The 19,419-nt window shown below is 64.2% G+C and carries 17 protein-coding genes; 4 read left to right on the top strand and 13 right to left on the bottom strand.

Annotated features, from left to right (window positions below; translation table 11 throughout):
• Positions 1-124: 124 nt before the first annotated feature.
• The 5 genes from ACO076_RS01905 to ACO076_RS01885 all read right to left on the bottom strand — a co-directional run bounded on the left by ACO076_RS01905 (position 125) and on the right by ACO076_RS01885 (position 5,801).
• Positions 125-1,093, bottom strand: a complete 969-nt coding sequence (locus tag ACO076_RS01905) for an ABC transporter ATP-binding protein (RefSeq protein WP_421725048.1) — start codon at positions 1,091-1,093, stop codon at positions 125-127.
• Entirely contained in the window at positions 1,093-2,067 is a 975-nt protein-coding gene (locus tag ACO076_RS01900; RefSeq protein WP_421725047.1) for an ABC transporter ATP-binding protein, read from the bottom strand. Before ACO076_RS01900 ends, ACO076_RS01905 begins: the two co-directional genes overlap by 1 nt.
• Entirely contained in the window at positions 2,067-3,053 is a 987-nt protein-coding gene (locus ACO076_RS01895) for an ABC transporter permease (RefSeq protein WP_421725046.1), read from the bottom strand. Before ACO076_RS01895 ends, ACO076_RS01900 begins: the two co-directional genes overlap by 1 nt.
• Positions 3,050-4,003: an ABC transporter permease gene (locus tag ACO076_RS01890; protein ID WP_421725045.1), complete on the bottom strand. Its 954-nt coding sequence runs from the start codon at positions 4,001-4,003 to the stop codon at positions 3,050-3,052. Before ACO076_RS01890 ends, ACO076_RS01895 begins: the two co-directional genes overlap by 4 nt.
• 85 nt (positions 4,004-4,088) lie before the next feature.
• Positions 4,089-5,801: an ABC transporter substrate-binding protein gene (locus ACO076_RS01885; protein ID WP_421725044.1), complete on the bottom strand. Its 1,713-nt coding sequence runs from the start codon at positions 5,799-5,801 to the stop codon at positions 4,089-4,091.
• Between the two features lie 129 nt (positions 5,802-5,930).
• On the opposite strand from ACO076_RS01885, the gene ACO076_RS01880 reads away from it, so the two are divergent.
• From ACO076_RS01880 to ACO076_RS01865, 4 genes are all read left to right on the top strand, one after another.
• Entirely contained in the window at positions 5,931-7,673 is a 1,743-nt protein-coding gene (locus tag ACO076_RS01880; protein WP_421725043.1) for an arylsulfatase, read from the top strand.
• Positions 7,670-8,674 carry a LacI family DNA-binding transcriptional regulator gene (locus ACO076_RS01875; protein ID WP_421725042.1) on the top strand — a complete coding sequence of 335 codons (1,005 nt, stop codon included), beginning with the start codon at positions 7,670-7,672 and terminating at the stop codon, positions 8,672-8,674. Before ACO076_RS01880 ends, ACO076_RS01875 begins: the two co-directional genes overlap by 4 nt.
• 224 nt (positions 8,675-8,898) lie before the next feature.
• Positions 8,899-9,345: an Rrf2 family transcriptional regulator gene (locus ACO076_RS01870; RefSeq protein ID WP_421725041.1), complete on the top strand. Its 447-nt coding sequence runs from the start codon at positions 8,899-8,901 to the stop codon at positions 9,343-9,345.
• Between the two features lie 312 nt (positions 9,346-9,657).
• Positions 9,658-10,698, top strand: a complete 1,041-nt coding sequence (locus ACO076_RS01865) for a Fe(3+) ABC transporter substrate-binding protein (RefSeq protein ID WP_421725040.1) — start codon at positions 9,658-9,660, stop codon at positions 10,696-10,698.
• A 39-nt stretch (positions 10,699-10,737) separates the two neighbouring features.
• Here ACO076_RS01865 and ACO076_RS01860 read toward each other — a convergent pair whose 3' ends face one another.
• The 8 genes from ACO076_RS01860 to ACO076_RS01825 all read right to left on the bottom strand — a co-directional run bounded on the left by ACO076_RS01860 (position 10,738) and on the right by ACO076_RS01825 (position 19,398).
• Positions 10,738-12,468, bottom strand: a complete 1,731-nt coding sequence (locus tag ACO076_RS01860) for an ABC transporter permease (protein WP_421725039.1) — start codon at positions 12,466-12,468, stop codon at positions 10,738-10,740.
• 169 nt (positions 12,469-12,637) lie between these two features.
• Positions 12,638-13,207 (bottom strand): histidine phosphatase family protein, encoded by a 570-nt coding sequence (locus ACO076_RS01855; protein ID WP_421725038.1) that lies wholly within the window; start codon positions 13,205-13,207, stop codon positions 12,638-12,640.
• The gene (locus tag ACO076_RS01850) at positions 13,204-14,280 is read right to left on the bottom strand and encodes an ABC transporter ATP-binding protein (protein ID WP_421725037.1); all 1,077 of its coding nucleotides are present in this window, start codon (positions 14,278-14,280) and stop codon (positions 13,204-13,206) included. Before ACO076_RS01850 ends, ACO076_RS01855 begins: the two co-directional genes overlap by 4 nt.
• Positions 14,277-16,031 (bottom strand): ABC transporter permease, encoded by a 1,755-nt coding sequence (locus tag ACO076_RS01845; protein ID WP_421725036.1) that lies wholly within the window; start codon positions 16,029-16,031, stop codon positions 14,277-14,279. Before ACO076_RS01845 ends, ACO076_RS01850 begins: the two co-directional genes overlap by 4 nt.
• 27 nt (positions 16,032-16,058) lie before the next feature.
• Positions 16,059-17,165, bottom strand: coding sequence for an ABC transporter substrate-binding protein (locus tag ACO076_RS01840; protein ID WP_421726649.1), 1,107 nt, complete (start codon positions 17,163-17,165; stop codon positions 16,059-16,061).
• A gap of 97 nt (positions 17,166-17,262) precedes the next feature.
• On the bottom strand, positions 17,263-18,219 hold the full coding sequence (locus ACO076_RS01835; protein ID WP_421725035.1) for a MurR/RpiR family transcriptional regulator: 957 nt from the start codon (positions 18,217-18,219) through the stop codon (positions 17,263-17,265).
• Between the two features lie 155 nt (positions 18,220-18,374).
• On the bottom strand, positions 18,375-18,644 hold the full coding sequence (locus ACO076_RS01830; protein ID WP_421725034.1) for an SDR family NAD(P)-dependent oxidoreductase: 270 nt from the start codon (positions 18,642-18,644) through the stop codon (positions 18,375-18,377).
• A 94-nt stretch (positions 18,645-18,738) separates the two neighbouring features.
• Positions 18,739-19,398, bottom strand: a complete 660-nt coding sequence (locus ACO076_RS01825) for a GntR family transcriptional regulator (protein WP_421725033.1) — start codon at positions 19,396-19,398, stop codon at positions 18,739-18,741.
• Between the last annotated feature and the right edge of the window lie 21 nt (positions 19,399-19,419).

The following is a 19,419-nucleotide window of genomic DNA, read 5'->3' as shown; positions in this document are numbered from 1 at the left end:
GGTTTTTCGGACTTGGTCACCGCTGCAGCTCACCTGCCAACCCCAGAAGCTCCCACATCGTCACGATCCACATCCAGACATCCGCGTCCAGGGTAACGACCGGCGGCCGGCAAGGTGTTCGCGCTCAGTCCACGTGGATACACGCAACGAAGTGTCCGGGGCTTTTTTCGTCAAGGCTCGGGGCGGTCGCGTGGCAGGCTTCGGTCGCGATCGGGCATCGAGTAGCGAAGGCGCAGCCACGCGGCAGGTCGATCGGGCTCGGCACCTCGCCCTCCAGCTTCACCGGCGCGGGGCTGTCCTCCCAGGCTGGCCGCGGGACGGCCGACAGCAGCGCCTGTGAATAGGGATGCTTCGGGGAGGCGAACACCTCCTCGACCGGCGCGATCTCGACAATGCGCCCGAGATACATGACCGCGACAACGTCGCTGACATAGCGCACCACCCGCAGGTCATGGCTGATGAACAGGATCGACAGACCGAACTGTTCGCGCAGATCGCGGAGCAGATTGATGACTTGAGCCTGGATCGAAACATCGAGCGCCGACACCGGTTCGTCAGCAAGCACTAAGGACGGGCGCGTGGCCAGCGCCCTGGCGATGCCGACGCGCTGGCGCTGACCGCCGGAAAATTCGTGCGGGTAGCGGTTCTCCAATGCCGGATCCAGGCCGACGATCTCAAGCAGCTCGCGCACCCGCACCTGGCGCGCCTTGGAATCCGTTTCACCCGCAAGCAGGAGCGGTTCACCGACCTGAAACCCGATCGACCGCCGCGGATCAAGCGAGGCGTAGGGGTCCTGAAAGATAAGCTGCAGTCGCCGCCGGAGCCGCCGGAGGTCGCCGGCCGGGACGTTGACCAGATCGACACCGTCAAAGCGCACCGAGCCCGCGTTGATCGGCGTGAGCTGGGCGATCGCCCGTCCCAAAGTCGACTTGCCGCAACCGGACTCGCCGACCAGCCCCAGCGTCTTGCCCTTGTGCAAGGTGAGACTGACCCCGTCGACCGCCTTGATCGGCACGCGCCTGGACCACGGGTACGGGCCCGATCGCGGACCGGGATAGTGGACCTTAAGGTTTTCGACCTCGAGGAGCGCCATTATTGCACCTCCTCGTCCACCATGTTCCAGCACGCGGCGGTATGGTTGTCGCCGATCGGTTCGAGACTTGGCCGCGTGTCACAACGCGCCGTCCGCTTGGCGCATCTGGGTGCGAACGCGCAGCCTTTCGGCAGGAATGCAAGGCTCGGCGGCAGCCCGGGGATCGCTTCAAGTGTCCGGGTGCGATCGTGCTCGAGGTCAAGCGACGACGCCAGCAGGCCGGCCGTATAGGGGTGGCGCGGGTCGGTGAGGACGGCGCGCGTCGGTCCCGCCTCGACCACGCGGCCGGCATACATCACCGCGACCTTGTCGCAGGTCTCCGCCACCACACCGACATCGTGGGTGATAAGCACGACGCCCGCGCCGATCTCATCACGCAACGCAAGGATCAGTTCCAGCACCTGCCTCTGGATCGTGACATCCAGTGCCGTGGTCGGTTCATCGGCGATCAGCAGTTTCGGTGAACACGCGATCGCCATGGCAATCATCACCCGCTGCCGCATGCCGCCGGAGAATTCGTGCGGGTAGCTGTCGAGGCGCGCGTGCGGCGAGGGGATGCCGACATGTTGGAGGAGGGCAGCCGCCTTCTCGCGCGCCTCCTCCCGTCCGAATTTCTCGTGGACGAGGATCGCCTCGGTCAGTTGCCGGCCGATCTTCATCGTCGGGTCGAGCGCGGCGAGCGAGTCCTGAAAGATCATCGCCATCTCCCGGCCGCGAAGCTTGTCGAGCTGGGTCCGGCTGAGGGGCACCACGTCGGTGCCGACCACGTTGATCCTGCCACCGACCACGCGCCCCGCCGACGGCAGCAACCCCATGATGGCGAGGCCGGCGGTGCTCTTGCCGCAACCGGACTCGCCGACGATCCCCATGATCTCGCCGGGCTCGACCGAAAGCGTGACGCCGTCGACCGCCAGGAAGCCGCCGTCACCGACGGAGAATTCGACACTCAGATTCTCGATCGACAAGACACTCATCACCGCGTCCGGAGTCTTGGATTGAGCGCGTCGTTCAACGCGTCGCCGATGAACACGAACGCGAGGATGATAAGGGACAGCGCGAAACCTGGCATGGCGACCAGATGCGGATCGGAGCGCCATGTCGATATGCCGGAGAAGATGAGGTTGCCGAGGCTCGCGCCGGGCGGCTGGATGCCGATGCCCAGGAAGCTGAGCGCGCTTTCGGCCAGCATCAGCGTACCGATGCCGGCCGACAGGTGAATGATCACCTGACCCAGAACGTTCGGCGCCAGGTGCCGGGTGATGATCCACCACCGCGATGCGCCGATCGATTTCTGCGCGGCGATGAATTCCTCCTCGCGGATCGACAGCACCTGCCCGCGGACGAGGCGCCCGAGCGGCGCCCACCACACCAGCGACAAGCAGGTGAAGACGACAAGATAGTCGAGGAACACCGTGTCGGAGAACACGTCCCAGCCGGTCGCGGCGTAAGCTGGTCCCGCGATCGCCGCCACTATCGGCTTGGTCACGACGGCGGCAAAGGCGGCCAGCCACAGCGCCGGGAAGTTGAGCAGGCCGTCGATGACCCACACCACCGCGGTATCCACCCAGCCGCCGATCAACGGCCCGATCGATCCGATCAGGATCCCGATGATCGCCGTCACGAACGACACGACGAAGCCGAGGAAAACGGCTGTGCGAATCCCCATGAGGATGCGGCTGAAGAGGTCGCGCCCGATGGCGTCGGTGCCCATCAGATGCTCCCAGCTCGGGCCTTCGCGGATCGCCGTCCAGTCTTGCTCGGCGTAGCCATAGGGCGCGATCCAGGGCGCGAAGATCGCGATGACGATACACAGCGTCGCGACGATCAGGCCGAACATTCCGGTCTTGGAGGCGCGAAAGTCGCGCCAGGCGTCGCCATAAAGACTGCGCGGCGCGCTCAGTTCGGGCTTGTCGTCGGCAGCCGGCGTTTCGGCCTGCTCCGCGTCGGCTGTCCGGCTCATGCTTCAATCCTCACCCGAGGATCGAGCACCCCGTAGCAGAGGTCGGTTACGAGGTTGACGATGGCCGTGATCATCCCGCTGACCAGCGTCGCCGCCGCGACCGTGTTGATGTCGCCGCTGCGAAACGCGGTGACGCTGACAAAGCCAAATCCTTTGATGCCGAAAACGGTTTCGATGAAGATCGTCCCCGACAGCAAGAACCCGGCGATCACGCCGATCGCCGACAGGAGCGGGGTCATGGAGTTCTTCAGAACGTGGCGACCGATCACCAGCCTCTCGGCCAGCCCCTTCGCCCGGGCAGCGCGGATGAACTCGCGGGCCATGGTGTCGATCACCGCGGCGCGGGTGTAGCGCACGACGATGATGAGCGGGCCGACCGCGAGCAGCGCGGCAGGCAGGATCGCCTCGACCGAGAAGATGCCATGCCATCCGAACCCGGTCGTCGGCAGGATTGGAATGGTCGTCACAAACAGGACCAGGGCGAGCGGCGCCAGGACAAATGGCGGGATCGACGCCAGGATCGTCGCCACCGTCACGGTGGCGTAGTCGCCGAACTTCCCACGATAGGCCGCGGCGAGCACGCCTAACGGAATACCAACAGCGAGCGCCATCACCAGTGCCGCCGCGCCGAGCTGCATCGAAATCGGCAACGCCTTAAGGATGAGGGGGCCGATTTCCGGGTTGCCCGGCAGCGTCCACGACACACCGAAATCGCCGGTGACGGCGCCGGCGATGAAACGGCCAAAGCGCTCCAGCACCGACCCGTCGAGCCCCATATTGACCCTCAGGGTCTCATAGATCTCCGGATCGAAGACGCCGTCATTGAGCCGTATCGTGCGCTCGAAGGCGATATCGGGTGCCGCGAACTGCCCAAGCAGAAACACGAATGCCGTGATGAACACCACCATCGGGATCATCAACAGCAGTCGGCGCAGGACGTAGAGCAGCATCGATACAGAGTCCGGGGGTCCGCTGCGTCAAGTTTGGATCGATCAAGCCCCCCGGTCCAGCCGGGAGGCTTGGGGTGCGGCGCACTTAGCCCTTTTCGCCGACCGACCAGGTCTCAAGGTTCAGGGGCTTGCTCTGGCCGGCATTGCGATAGAAGTCGAGGTCACCCTCCACCCAGGGCTGGACCAGATAGAAGGCCTTCGGAACTGCGTAGTCGATCGAGAAGACCTTGTCGTTCCAGATCTGGCCGATCTCGGCGACCAGCGCGCAGCGCTGGTCCGGATCGGTCGTCGCCATCGCTTCCTGGACCATCGGCACCAGCTCCGGAATGTACGGCACGTTGAAGAAGCTGTGGTTCAGGCCCTCCGGATAGGGCTCATCCGGAATGATGAAGATCATGTTCTGCAGCGTGTCGGTCAGGTCCGCGTACCAGGGCTGCTGCGTGTTGAGGTGCAGATGCACCGGGAACGGCGGATTGTTGCGATCCTCAACCTGCTCGGTGCGAATGTTGATGTTCGTGAGGCCAAGTGCCTGTTCCAACATCGCCCCATAGACCTCGATAGCCGGAAGCTCATCGGGGCTGCGCACGGAGATATTGATCTCCATGTCCAGAATGTCGTCTGCGTAGGCAGACTTGGCGAGTTCTGCCTTGGCCGCCTCCGGATCGAATGGCATGGCGGTCACCGCTGCCGTCTCCGCCTCGCAATGCGGGACGTTCGGGTTGCGGTGCATGTTGACTTCGTCGACCAGACGCAATTCGCTGCCGCCGTTGAGAACCGAGACGAGCGCTTCGCGATTGAGCGCCATCGAGAAGGCGCGGCGGACGTTGACGTCGTCCATCGGCGGGTTCGGGGTGATCCAGTACTGCTGAACCTGCCACATCGGGACTTCCATCATCTTGTCCCTGATGGCTGGATCGCCATAAGCCTGACGGGCCAGATCGCCGACCAGCGGAAACGCGACAATATCGAGCTCGCCATTGGCGAAGGCGGTCAGTGCGGTGTTGGGGTCTTCCGACACCGCCAGCACGTTGATGCGATCGATCTGGTGGGCCGGTCCGAAATAGTTGGGGTTCGGCACCATGGTGTAGCGCTCACCCGGCACCGCCTCCTCGATCATGTAGGGGCCCGAAGCGGCCGCGCTGGAGGTCCAGAAGTCGGAGATGTCGTAGTTGGCATCGGCGCCGGCGTAGAGGTCTTCGGGCTTGAACACCGCGAAAGCCGCGGTCAGGCGGCTCAGAAAATTCTCCGCAGGCCGCGTGAAGTTGATGCGCACCGTGTGGTCGTCGACCACTTCGATCCCGGCAAAGTCGCCGACCTCGCCCGTTCCGAACGGGTTGAACGCGACGTTCTCGGTGAACGCCTTCAGGCCCTCGATATCGCCAAACATGCGACGTGCGGAGCCGAAGTTGTCACGAAAGCCGAAGCTCTCGGGGTTCGTCATCATCGCCAGGTAACCCCACGACAGGGCAACGTCCTCGGCGTCGATCGGGGTGCCGTCGGAGAACTTTGCGTCCGGCCTGAGATTGAAGGTCCAGCTCTTGCCGTCCTCGCTCATCTCCCAGCTTTCGGCCAGGCTCTTCTCGGGGATTGGATTTCCGGCCGTATCGCCCGCGACCAGCGGCGCCCAGAGCAGGGAGTGGAACGACCACGTTCCCCGCCGCGCCGGGTCCAGGGCGGCCATGTCGCCGTTCGGAATTGTCGAGAAATAATTCGCCGCCACATTCAACTCTTCGGCGAAAGCAGGCCCGGTGACGGTCAGGGCCGCTCCCATCATCAAGCTTCGTACCAAGCTCTTCATCGTTCTCCTCCCAATAGCCAAGCGTGCGCTGGAACCCCGTTGGCAGTGATGTTAACTTTAACGCCAACTGATGTTAGCACTAACATATGATGGATTAGCTGGAAAGAGCAGTCAGGGAGGCGAAGGACGGTGAGCCGCACAATCAGATCGGGTCGACCGCCGAATGTGGTGATCGTGATAACCGACGATCAGGGCATCGGAGATCTCAGCTGCATGGGCAACCCATGGCTGAAGACCCCGGAACTCGACCGCTTCGCGTCCGAAGCCTTGTCGTTGACGGACTTTCATGCGGCGCCGCTGTGCACCCCCACCCGCGGCATGCTGATGACCGGGCGCGCGCCCCTGCGGAATGGTGCCTGGGCGACAGCGTGGGGACGCTCGATCCTCGACCACGATGAAGTGACGATGGCCGAGACCTTCCGGAAGTCGGGCTACCGCACTGGCATGTTCGGCAAATGGCACCTGGGCGACGCCTACCCTTACCGACCTCAGGATCGCGGCTTCGAGAAGGTCGTCGCCCACAAGGGCGGCGGCGTGGGCGGCACGCCGGATTTCTGGGGCAACGACTATTTCGACGACACGTATTTCCGCAACGACCGACCCGAGTCTTTCGAGGGCTATTGCACCGACGTCTGGTTTGACGAGGCGATGGCCTTCATCCGCGACAGCGCTAACGCGCCGTTCTTCGCCTACATCGCAACCAACGCGCCCCACGTGCCGTACTTCGTTGCCGACAAATACGCGGAGCCGTACCGCGCGAACCCGGAGATCGCCGAGCCCGAATTCTACGGCATGATCGCCAACATCGATGAGAATTTCGGACGGTTGCTGCAGACGCTGCGGGAGCTGGAGATCGAGGACGACACGATCATCATCTTCACGACCGACAACGGTTCCTCGGGCGGTGCCGAAGTCGACGCCGAGGAGCGCGTTCAGTCGGGCTTCAACGCGGGGTACCGCGGCAAGAAAGGATCGTACTACGAAGGCGGGCATCGCGTGCCCTTTTTCGTGCGCTATCCGAACGGCGGCATCACCGCCGATCGCAGGGGTGGTCTCGCGTCGATGATGGATGTGTTTCCCACGCTGATCGATCTCTGCGACCTGGAGACGCCGCGGGTGCAGTTCGACGGGATGTCACTCAAGCCGCAGATCTGCGACGGCGCGCCGCCCGACCGCGATCGTGTGCTGATCCAGCAGAACCAGCAATCGCAGGTCCCACCGGCCGCGTGGGACTACTGCGCCATGTCCGACAACTGGCGGCTGGTCCGCGGCCGCGAGCTATACGATGTCGACGCGGATCCCGGTCAGACCCGGGACGTAGCGGCTGACCACCCGGACGTCGTTGATCGCCTGGCCGCCGCCCATGATCGTTTCTGGTCCGAGGTTTCCGCAAACCTCGACACGCCATTGCCGCTCTGGGTCGGGCATGACGAACAGACGGTCGAGCGGCTCGACGCAATGGATGTCGCCGGCGACATCGCGTGGGATCAGGCGCAGGTGTTGGAACTCTTGCGAACCTCGGGACGATGGCGGGTGCGGTTCGTGGAGCCGGGTCAGTACCGTCTCCGGCTGCGACGCTGGCCGACCGAGCTCGGTCTTCCGCTCTCGGCAGTGCCGCAACTCACAGAGGACGAGCGTCGGAGCTTCGTGCGCTACCGGATGCATGGCGTGCCGAAACCGCTTCGGCCGGCATTTGCGGAGATCGCCTTCGGGAGTCGCGGCTGGCGGTGTGCTGTGGACAGTGAAAGCGAGGAGGTAACCTTTGAAGTCCGCGCCGAGGCCCAGGAGGTCGTACTTGACGCGGTTTTCGTAGATGCTAGCGGGGAGCGCTTCGGCGCCTACTACGTTTACGTTGAACGACTTACCGGATGAGCCGTCGCACCACCATCATTGACATTGCCCGCCGCGCCGACGTTTCGGCGATGACCGTTTCGCGGTACTTCAACACGCCCGAGAAACTTGCCGAGGAGACGCGCGTCAAGGTTCGTGAGGCGGCCGAAGCCCTCGACTACATACCAAACGCGACGGTCCGCGCTTTCTTCCAGGGACGCACCGACACCTTCGCCCTCGTCGTTCCGTCGATCTCCGATCCCTTCGTCATGCAGATCGCGCAAGGTGTCGAGGATGCGGCGTGGGCCACCGGATACGTCATCCTGATGTGCAACACCGACAGCAACGAATCGCGCGAAAGAGCCTATTATGAGCAGCTCGTGTCGCGCCGTATCGACGGCATCATCACACTGCCAACATTGCGGCCGCAGGCGGAAGCCGAGCAATCGCTCGATATCATCGAGCGGTATCAGATTCCGGCGGTCGTTCTGCTGCGGCAGCTTGAGGGCCAGACATTCGATACGGTCAAGGTCGACTCCTATGGCGGTGGGCGGCTGTTGGGCGAACACTTCACCCGCCAGGGGCTGAAGTCGGTGGTTTTCGTCGGCGGCACACCAGCGGTCGAATCGACCCGCGATCGCGTGAGGGGGCTCAAGGACGCGCTTTCGGGATCTGACGTCGAGCTCGACGTTCGTTTCGGTGGCTTCGATCAGGAGTGTGGCTTTGATATCGCCAGCGATATCATCGCTGAAGGGCGCCGGCCCGATGTGATCGTCTCGGCCATGAACGTGGTCGCGATCGGTATCCTGAAGGCGCTGAAGGCAGCCGACAGTTCGTTACCGGTCGCCAGTTTCGGTTCGCTTTCGACCGAACTGAGAGGCCTCTACGATCCGCTCTACGCCTTCATTGAGCACAATCCGCAGGAGATCGGCCGTCGGGCAGTCAGTGCGCTGCGCCGACGTCTTGATGACCCGGACGCCGACATCAGCGAAGCGATCGTCCCGGTTCGTTTGGTGGTTGGCGATAGCACCGGCGCTGCGTAGGGGTCCCAACTTGCGAGCCGATTGATTCGCCGTCCCATCGTGGCGTGATCTGGCTGCCCGCCGTCACAGTACCTGGTTAACCTATTGTCATCATGTCTTTTTTCGGACAGACACTCGGTCTCGCGCGGCCTATCGAGCCCGCCGATTGCTCTTGTGAGGATGGTTCTTTAGAGTTGATCTAGTTCCAGTGTATGACGCGCTGGACGGCCACCAAGGAACCACCGGTGCATATCACGCATCAGACCAACCACGCGCTGCGCATTCTGATGTATTGCGCTGCGAACAATCAGCGGCTCTGCAAGGTGCCGCAGATTGCGGCGCGCTATGCGATCTCGGAAACGCACCTGTTCAAGATCCTGCCGATCATGACCCGCGGCGAGCTCATCGAAACTGTGAGGGGGCGCAACGGCGGGATTCGCCTCGCGCGCGCGCCGGAACAGATCACCGTTGGCGGAGTCGTACGGTTAACGGAGGAGCGCTTCGCCTTGGCGGAGTGCTTCGAGGATTCCGACACGGACTGCCCGCTTGTCCTCAGCTGCCGTCTTCACTCGGTTTGGTCCGAAGCGCTGGACGCGTTCCTGTCCACCTTGGATCGATACACGATCGCCGATCTGATCGGGGCCGGCGACGAGGTCGCCGACCGGTTAGGGCTCGTCGCCGCCAACGGTTGATTGCGGTCCTTTCTCCCTGAGTTTTTCGCCGGCCCGCTGACCAGCGCTCACCCAGTCCGGAATGTCGAGCGAAGACGGCGAGGCTTCGCGGCAACGCGACCGTTCGACGTGAGCTGAAATCCCATCTCGAAGCGGTGTCACTGACCGCCCGGCCAGTCTAGTGCCGGGCGGTCCATGATCCGTTTTGTCGCATTTGGTCAAAACCTGACTTTGCAACTCAAGTTTTTGTCGATAAGACGTACCGTGCGGTGCAGCCAGCACCACACCATACCGGCCGGGCCTTGAACCCAGTCAACACGGAGAGACATCAAGATGCTGAATCGAAGGACACTTCTGCTACCGTCCGTACTTGCGATCACGGTTGCGGCTTTCGCCGTTTCGTCCGCGTACGCCGATGGCGAGCTGAACCTCTATTCCTCCCGCCACTACGATACGGACGAGCGCCTCTATTCGGATTTCGAAGAGCAAACCGGCATCAAGATCAACCGCATTGAGGACAGCGCCGACGTTCTGATCGAACGCATGACCGCGGAGGGTGCGAACAGCCCCGCCGACGTCCTGTTGACGGTCGACGCCGGGCGGCTTTACCGGGCGGATCAGGCAGGTTTGCTTCAGCCAATCGAGTCCGCGGTTCTCGCTGAACGGATTCCTGAGAATCTGCGCAATCCCGACGGGAAGTGGTACGGCTTCTCCCAGCGGGCCCGGGTCATCTTCTATGACGAGAACGAAGTCGCCGACCCGCCGCAGTCCTACCAGGACCTCGCCGATCCGAAATATGCCGGCAAGGTGTGCGCCCGGTCCAGCTCCAACATCTACATGATCTCCCTGCTGGCCGCGATCGCCGAGCACGTCGGCGAAGAAGCCGCGCAGACTTGGGCGCAAGGCCTTAAGGACAATCTCGCCCGCGATCCGGAGGGCGGCGACACCGACCAGCTTCGCGCTGTCGCTTCCGGCGAATGCGATATCGCTGTCTCCAACACCTACTACTTCGCTCGCGCGCTGGGCGGCGACGTTGACGGCTTGACCGGTTCGACGGACATGTTTGGGGTCGTGTTCCCCAATCAGGACTCGACCGGTACGCACGTCAACATCTCCGGCGCGGGCGTTGCCACCAACGCACCGAACCGCGACAACGCCATCGCTTTCCTCGAGTATCTGGCGAGCGACAGCGCCCAGGACTACTTTGCGGACGGCAATAACGAGTACCCGGTTGTCGTCGGTATCCCGCTTGCCGACGCGCTGTCGGAAATGACGCCGGAGGGGGGCTTCAAGGCTGACGACCTCAACCTTGATGTCCTAGGCAAGAATCAGGCGCTAGCGGTCCAGATCTACGATCGCATCGGCTACGAGTAGCCGGAGGCCAACTGGCGGGCGGTCCTTTCGCGATGCGTATCAGGACCGCTCGCTGGAAATTGCTCGGCTGAGAAGAATGACGGGCGCGAGCCCAACCACGACGATCACGAGTGAAGGAACCGCCGCCTGCGCCAGGCGTTCGTCGGAGGCAAGCCGGTAAGCCTGCACCGCCAGCGTATCGAAGTTGAAGGGCCGCAGGATCAGCGTTGCCGGCAATTCCTTCATGACATCGACGAAGACCAGCAGCGCCGCGGTGAACAGTCCGCCGCGAATAATCGGGATGTGCACGCGGAACAGCGTGGCAACGGCACTGGTTCCCAACGTCCGCGCCGCGTAGTCCATCGAGTGCGTCACCTTGGACAGGCTCGCCTCGACGGTGTTGAGCGCCACCGCCATGAAACGAACCGTGTAGCCGTAAAGCAGGGCGACGATCGAACCGGTCAGGAGCAGGCCGGTGGAGACATTGATCGTGCCGCGAAGGAGCGCATCGAGGCGATTGTCGAACCCTGCAAGCGGGACCAGCAGACCCACGGCGATGATTGAACCCGGCAGGGCGTAGCCGAGCGATGCGGTCCAGTTCGCGATCAGCGTAGCGCGGCCTGGGCGGAGTCTGGCCGCATACGCCAGCAGCAGGGCCAGCGACACCGTGATCAGCGCTCCCAACCCGGCGAGCGTGAACGAGTTGGCAACCAGAGTCCGATAGCGCGGCTCGCCCAATACCGCGAGACGCGGCATGGCCAGCTCGGCGAGGATGAGAACCGGAATTACAAAGCCAGCAGCCAGGGGAATCGCCGCGCCAACGAACGCCAGCATCCCTTTGGCGCCGGTCAGCGTGGCGAGTGTCACGCGCGGCCCTTCGGTGGTCGCGCGGTTCGGTGCCTTGTTTCGCTGCCAACGCTCAAGCGCGATCACAACGAAGACAATGCCGACCAGGCAGGTCGCGAGATGCAGGGCGGCGATGCGGTCGCCGAGGGCGAACCACGTTCTGTAGATCCCGGTGGTGAATGTCTGAACCCCAAAGTGAGCCACTGCACCAAAGTCGGCGAGAGTCTCCATGAGCGCGAGCGCCACGCCGCCGGCGAGCGCCGGGCGCGCCAGCGGCATCGCAACCGAGAAGAATGCCCGCAACGGCCCATGCCCGAGGGTCCGCGCCGAGCCGAAGAGCGTACTCGACTGCCGAAGAAACGCCGCCCGTGCCAGCATGTAGACATAAGGGTAGAAGACGAGGACGAACATGAGGGCGGCACCGCCCAGCGAGCGAACGTTCGGAAACCAATAGTCGCGCGGCCCCCAGCCGGTGACATCGCGCAGCAAGGTCTGAACCGGTCCTGAGTGCTGAAGGAAATCAGTATAGGCGTAGGCGATGACGTAGGACGGGACGGTAAGGGGCAAGACCAGCGCCCATTCCAGGACCCGCCGGCCCGGGAAGGCATACATGGTCACCAGCCAGGCGGTCGCCGTCCCAACGACAAGCGTTCCGATGCCGACCAGGATCACCAGCACGATCGTATTGGTGACATAGCGGGGAAGGACGGTCTCGACGAGATGGGGCCAGGCGCCGCCGCTTTCCCAGAAGACCGAGACCAGCACCGTCAGCAGCGGGATGGCGAGAACCGCGGCGATCGCCAGGGCGATCCGGGTGAGCCATTTACCACTGGCCCCGGCCGGCATTTGCGTGACACCGTTGGTGCTTCCCGCAGCTTCCGGAGATGGTGACCCGTCCGCCATCCCGGATCGTGTGGGAACGATGCGATCGTCTGACTCAGACATCGCGGAACTCCAAAGTGCCGTCTCCGCGCGAGTCGTGGTGGCAACGGTCACCAATCAGATTGTGTTTGCCGGCACAGAAACCAATCTCGACCTTCATCGTCAAGTTTTCCGTCGATCAGCGGCCAGATCGGTCGGACGTGAGGTTTTGCCGTTTGGCGATCGCGGCGGACTATCGATTGTAGGAGACCAGTTCCGGCTGCCCGTCCAGTCGGATCGTACTCAGGCTGGCGGGCTCCGCGGCCGCGAACCGCTCAGGCAGCAGGCCGAGAAATCCGTCGAGGACGGCGCGGATGACGCCACCGTGACAGATCAGCAGAAGGTCACGATCCTGCGTCTGCGCCATGTCGGCGTGCTCGCGCAGCGCATCGACGATGCGGTCGCGGAACCCCTCCCACGCCTCTCCGCCTGGCGGTGTATAGCGGCCGAAGCGCCAATCGTAGTAAGCGTCCGCGTCCTCGGCCAGCAAGGCTTCGATCGGCCGCCCCTCCCAGTCGCCGATATGGATCTCGCGCAGGCGCCGGTCGGTCCGCACCGCACCGACGTCCAGAAGTTCGGCCGTTTCGATCGTGCGGGCGAGATCGGATGCGACGACCCGGACGGGGAGGCCGTCGAGCGCGGCGCGTTGGGCCCGCACCTGAACACGGCCAGCTTCAGACAGGCCGATGTCCGCCTGCCCCTGCAGGCGGCGCGCAATGTTCCATTCGGTTTCGCCATGGCGCATCAGGTGTATGAGCGTCATGTGAGACGCGCCCCGTCGGCGTCGAAGACGGCATCGGGCTGGAGGGGCAGTTCGACATAGAGGGCGCTGCCATGGTCGCGCGCCTGCCAGTCGTCGACCAGTACGGTGATGCGCCCGACGTTGCTCTCAAGCTGGATGAAATGCTGCGCCCCGAACGGCAAAGCCTCGACGAAGCGGGCCTGCAAGCGCCGTTCGCCCGGTTGATCCGACAGGCCGATGCGTGACGGGCGCACCATGGCGCGCACGGTCTCGTGCTGGGCCGGCAGGGACTGTAGTGCGATGGCCTGGTCGCCCAACGTCCAGCCCGTTCCGTTGCGGCGAAGCGCAAACAGGTTCGCCGGTGGATTGCCGACGAAGCCGGCGACGAAAGCGGTTTGCGGGTCGCTCAGGATCGAAGCCGTCGATCCGTTCTGTTCAATGCGACCCGCGTTCATGACAACGATCTGCGTCGCCATGGTCATCGCCTCGACCTGGTCGTGGGTCACATAGACGATGGTCGCGCCTGTCTTGCTATGTAGCTTCAGCAGTTCCGCGCGCATCTCGACGCGAAGCTGAGTGTCCAAATTCGACAGCGGTTCATCGAACAGAAGCAGGCTGGGCTTGGGTGCGATCGAGCGGGCAATGGCGACGCGCTGCTGCTGACCACCCGATAACTCCGCCGGATAGCGCGCAAGATACGGAGCGATGTCCAGCATCTCGGCCACCTCGGCGAGCCGCGCGCGGCGCTCCGCCTTGCCGACACCGGCGATCTTCAGCGGCCAGGCGATGTTGTCGCGCACCGTCTTGTGCGGCCACAGCGCGTAGCTTTGAAACACCATGCCGAGGTCGCGCATGCCGGGCGCGACATGGACTCCATGCGCGACATCGGCGACCGGTTTGCCGCCGAGCCTGATGGCGCCGCTGGTCGGGGGTTCGAGACCGGCGACGGCTCTGAGCAACGTCGACTTGCCGCATCCGGAGGGACCGAGCAGCACACAGAAAGCGCCGTTTTCGACAGTGAGATCGACTCCGGCCAGAGCCACCTGGTCGGCATATCTTTTGGTGAGGCCCGAGAGTTCGATGGCAAAGGTCATCCGTCGCGCAACCACGGTTGGGAGGCCCGCCCGAAGCCACTGGCAAGCAGATGGGCGCCGACGGAGACAATGAGGATAATGGCCGCTATGGCGTGGGCGAATTGGGCAAACCCGTCCGATGCGTAACGGAAGGCGAGCACTGTCAACAGTGGCAGTTGCGGCGTGTAGAGCAGGATCACCAGATCGAGATCGCGCACCATCTTGACGAAGACGAGGACGAAGCCGGCGATCAGCTTGCCCGCGGCGAGCGGCAAGGTGACCGCGCCCAATGTCCGCAGCGATCCGGCACCGGCGACGCGCGCGCTTTCCTCGAGTTCGGGCGCGATCTGTGCGCGGGCGGACGCCACCGCCTGAACCGCAAACGGCAGCGTCGCCGCGACGCCGGCAAGAACCAGAATCGCCGCTGTGCCGTAGAGCGATGGGAACGGTCCGATCGGCGCGCCGTAAAAGCCGATGAACGCGGCGCCGATCGCCAGGCCGGGCACCAGCAGCGGGAGGAAGGAGAGCTGTTTCAAGAGCTGCGCCATGGCGCCATGCTTGAGCCTGGCGATGGCTGATCCGACGACGAGCCCGCAGGCGAGCGCCGCCACCCCCGTCATCGCGCCGACGCCGAGCGTCACCCACAGCGCATGGACGAGGTGCGGATTGCGCAGGACGCCGGCCTGGCCTTGGGCGATGGCCGGATCGGACGAACCGATCCAGTAATGCAGGGTCGGATCGGCGAACAACGCGCCGCTGCGCGGTGACAGGCTCGACAGCAGCAGCGCCAATGCCGGCACGATCGTGGTCGACACGACGAGCACCACCGCAATCGCCGCGAATGGCCAGCGCCAGCGTCCCAACGTCATGCGCCCGCGCTGCGCCGCCTTACCGGTCACTGTCGTGAAAGCCTGGCGACGTCGCTGCAGCGCCGCGCTGAGCGCCAGGAAGGCGCCGGCCACAACGATCATGACGGCAATCAGCACGTAACCGCGTTCTGGCGTGCCGGTTTCGATGGCCCCATAGGCGCGGGTGGCGAGAGTGTGAAAGCGAACCGGCAGGCCGAGAATGGCGGGGGCGGAGAAGCTCGACACCGCCTCGGCGAAGCAGAGCGCGCCGGCGGCAATCACCGTCGGTGTAACCACCGGGAAGACGATGGCGCGCAGAATTTGCGCACGTGTCGCGCCGGCGATCTCGGCGGCCGCCGTCATGTCACGGCCGACCAGGATCAGCGCGGCGGCGATCATCATGTACGCGATCGAGTAAAGGTGGGCGATCAACACGACGGTCACCGGCACACCGCCCCAGGCGAGCCAGGCAGGCACGTCGAAATCGAGCTGCGCGAACAGGCCCATCGAGGCTTGGCCCAGACGGTCGTCGCCGAACAGCACGGTCCAGGACAGCGCAACGGCGAAGGTCGGGATCATGAACGGCAACGCCGCCAGAACCCCGATGGTGTGTCGCATCGGCATGTCGGTCATGGTGACCAGCCAGGCGACGAAGCCGCCGAGCAGAATGCATGACGCTGCAACGACGAAACCAATGACGAAGGTATTGGTGAGCGGAACCCACAGCATGTTGCGGGCGATACGGCCGGTGAAGACGTCGCCGATCGCATCGAGCCCGTCCGGGCTTGCCAGCGATGCCGCAATGCCGGCCAGCGGCACGATCACCAGCAGGCCGAGGAGCACCAGCGCACCGGCCGTCAGGCCGAAACCGGAAGGGGGCAGGCGGCCGATCAGTCGGCCGCCCGCGTGATTGCTCAGTGTCACGAGGGACTGTCCACCAGACCCAAGCCGTTACTGCAAGGACAGAACCAGGTCGGCGACATCCTGTCGAGCGGCACCGGTTGCCTCCGGCGCGATCCGCCAGGCATTGAACCCATCGAGCGGAATGGCGTCCGGATGAGGCGGGATATCGGTACGAGTCAGGTAATCGCCCGCCACATAAAACGGCGCGAGCGCGGGACCGCCGGTCTCGCTGTCGTCGCCCATCATGAAGGTGATGAGCAGCTTGGCGGCGTTCGGGTTCGGCGCGTTTTCCAGAATCCCGAGGAATGCTGGATAGATGATACCCGGCGCGGGGGCGACATCGTTGGCGACCTGCAACGCCCAGCCTTCCTCTTCATTGTCGCGACGGTCGGAGTAGGAAGTGAAGCCGATCGGCGGGTTCTCCTGCCCGATCGCGCCAACCGCGGCGTTCACATCGTCGGTGGAGGACACGAACACGACATCGTTGGCCATCAGGTCGGCAACAAACTGCTCTCCGGCATTAGCGATGCCGTCGTCGAGTTCGATCGGAATGCCAAACTGCGCCTCATACGCTGCCGCCATGGCGTCGCTTTGCAGGACGATCTCGGTCAGCAGATCGAGATAGTCGCCACGCGTCGACGGATCGACCATGATGACGCGACCGCGCCAGTCGTCGGTGGTCAGTGCCCACAGGTTGTCGACCGGCGGGCCGTCCGGATGGGCCTCTTCATTGTACATCAGCACCTTGGTCGACAGGCGGTGCGCCATCAGCGGCGCTTCGAAGTTGTCCGGAATCCGGTCGGCGAACGCCGGTGGGACATAGCCGGTCAGATGGCCGGGCTCGACCAGGGCGCCGACGACGATGGCTGCGTCGGCGAGATAGGCCACGTCGGCGCTCGCGATGCCCGCTTCCAGTTCGGCGGTGATACGGGCGATCTGCTCCGTGGAGGAGATGTCGAAGGGAACGAGGTCGATGTTCGGATAAGCTTCCTCGAAGGCCGATTCGACTTTGAAGACGCGGCTGGTGAACGAATAGACGGTCACGGTGCCTTCGGCTTCGGCCGCTGCGACTAGATCGGCCATGCTCATATCGTCGGCAAGGGCCGGCGCGGCGATGAGCATTGCGCCGCACGCCGCGGCGGCTATAGATTTCACGGTCATGGATGTGTGTCCTTGTGTGCTGCTTGCATCTCAGACGCCGAACGTTGTCCCGGTTTGGGAGAGCGGTCGGCGGGCGGGTGGCTGACGCCGTTCATCGATCCCGGTTCCGCCTCCGTCGCTTGTCCAGAGGGCCGGAGGCGGGCCGGGAGGATGACAGGGGCTCGAACCGCTCGGCCACGGCGCCGATGCGATCGAGCGCGTCGGTTGCCCGTTGGGGCGCGCGCTTGGCAACCGCAATCGCCAATGCTTCCATCACGGCCAGGGGCACGGTGAGCGTCTGGTAGTCGCCGCTTCGTCCACGGGAGGCGGCGAGAATCTGGGCCTGCGGGCGCGCCATGTCGGGCGCCAGAACATCGGTCACCGCGACGATGGCGGCTTCTCGTTCGGCGGCGATGTCGAGCAGTGCGCCGAGATGGCGTGGCGGGGTCCGAAACGCGAAGGCAAGCAATGCGTCGTCGGATCCGAGTTGCGCCACGCGTTCGATGATGTCGCGTGGCGCGCCACGCAGATCGACGACATGGCAGCCGATGCGCGACAGGCGGCGCAGGGCGAGTTCGGCCAGTGTGGTCGCATGGCCACTGGCGAAGACATGGATGGTTCGCGCTGCCGCGAGCCTGTCCGCCGCCGACTCGAACGCTTGGTTGGAGACCGTGGTCGCTGCCATCGCCAGCGCCTCGGCCTGATGGGCCAGAAGTTCGGCCAACGTGCCGGCCTCATCGGCCGCCGTATCCACCAGCTTGCGCAATCGCTGGACCGGGGACGTCGTATCGCGCACTCTGTTGCGCAGCGCTTCGCGCAGCTCCACGAATCCGGAATAGCCAAGTTTCTGGGCAAAGCGAACGACCGTAGCCTGATTGACGTCGGCGCTCGTGGCGATGGCTTCGGTCGACTGAAAGACGGCGAGGGTCGGGTCGCGGCTCAGCTCCGCCCAGATGCGCTTGTCGGCTGTGGTCAGTTTGTCCGAATGAGCGGCGAGCCGCTCCTGGAGCGAGGCGTCGATCTGGTCCTCGTCGCCATGGGCTTGCCTCGCCGAGTCTGCAATGCGCATTGCAAGTCACCAGGATTGTGCATTGATCTATGCGCATCGCTAGCAGCTTCATCGAAGCGCTTCAAATGAAGTTTCAATGACGGCCAGCGCTCGTCGATCCCGGTCACGCGAACCGTTAGGGCGGGCGATGCGGACTTGCGACGATTTCGGGAGGCTCAGAAGCCGATAGCGCCGCCGCCGTCGACGAGGATGGTCTGACCGGTGATGTAATGCGCCGCCGGTGAGCATAAGAAAGCGCACGTCCAGCCGATGTCCTCGGGCCTGCCGAGCGTGCCGGTCTGAATCCGCGACAGGATCTTGGCCCGCCGTTCAGGGTCGCCGCGCGTTGCCTTGCGAAACAGGTCGGTGTCGATCCACCCCGGTGCGATCGACCTCGGTCGGGGTGAGCGGACGGTTTCGGAGACCCTCGGCCATCGGGAGTTCATTCTCACCTACAAGACCTTCGAGGCGCTGGGACCGGGCTGCCTGCCGGCCTCCGCTGGCGGCTGACCTTTTCGCGGGGGCTGGTCTCGCTCGATCCTAGCCGGCGAACACCCGGTGGATCGCGGCGCGGAAGTGGGCGTCGAGGGCTTCGGCCGACCCGTGGGTATCGCCTTCGGCCAGCTTCTCGATGACAACCAGATGCTCCTTGAGCGTCTCCGCCACCTTCGACGGCGACATCAGGTCGTGGCTGAGGACCCGGGCGAGCTTGAGGTTCTCCTGAAGCTGCGCATGGGTGTCGTCGATCATCGGATTGCGCAACGCCGCCACGATCGACCGGTGAAGGTCCTGATCGACTTCTCCGAGTAGGTGCCCGAGCGCGATCATGTCACTGCGCGGCGACACGCGGTCAAGCGCCGCCTGATGGCGCGTCCGCATGTCTGCCAGCCAGTCCGCCGGTACGGCCTCGGCGAAACGCACGATCGCTTCGCCCTCGATCAGTGTGCGGAACTGAAAGTTTCGCCGGATGAAGGCCACGTCCGGTTCGACCACGGTCACCCCGGCCCGGCGCCGAATGGAGACAAGGCCGTCCGCTTCCAGCAGCGTCAGGGTATCGCGCAGAGGCGACAGCGACATGCCCAGGGTTTCGCAAAGCTCCGCCTGGGTCAGCGTCACCCCGGGCTGGAGCTGACCGCTCAGCAGCGCGCCGCGAAACGACGCATAGCCAGCGTTGCCGCGATTTCCGGATGCTTCGTTCATCGAATCGGTCATTTAAATATA

The sequence above is a fragment of the Bauldia sp. genome, from assembly GCF_965232525.1.
In the GTDB taxonomy this organism is placed as follows: domain Bacteria; phylum Pseudomonadota; class Alphaproteobacteria; order Rhizobiales; family Kaistiaceae; genus Bauldia.
The sequence above is the reverse complement of the archived record's forward strand: the minus strand, read 5'-3'. Positions and strand labels throughout refer to the sequence as shown.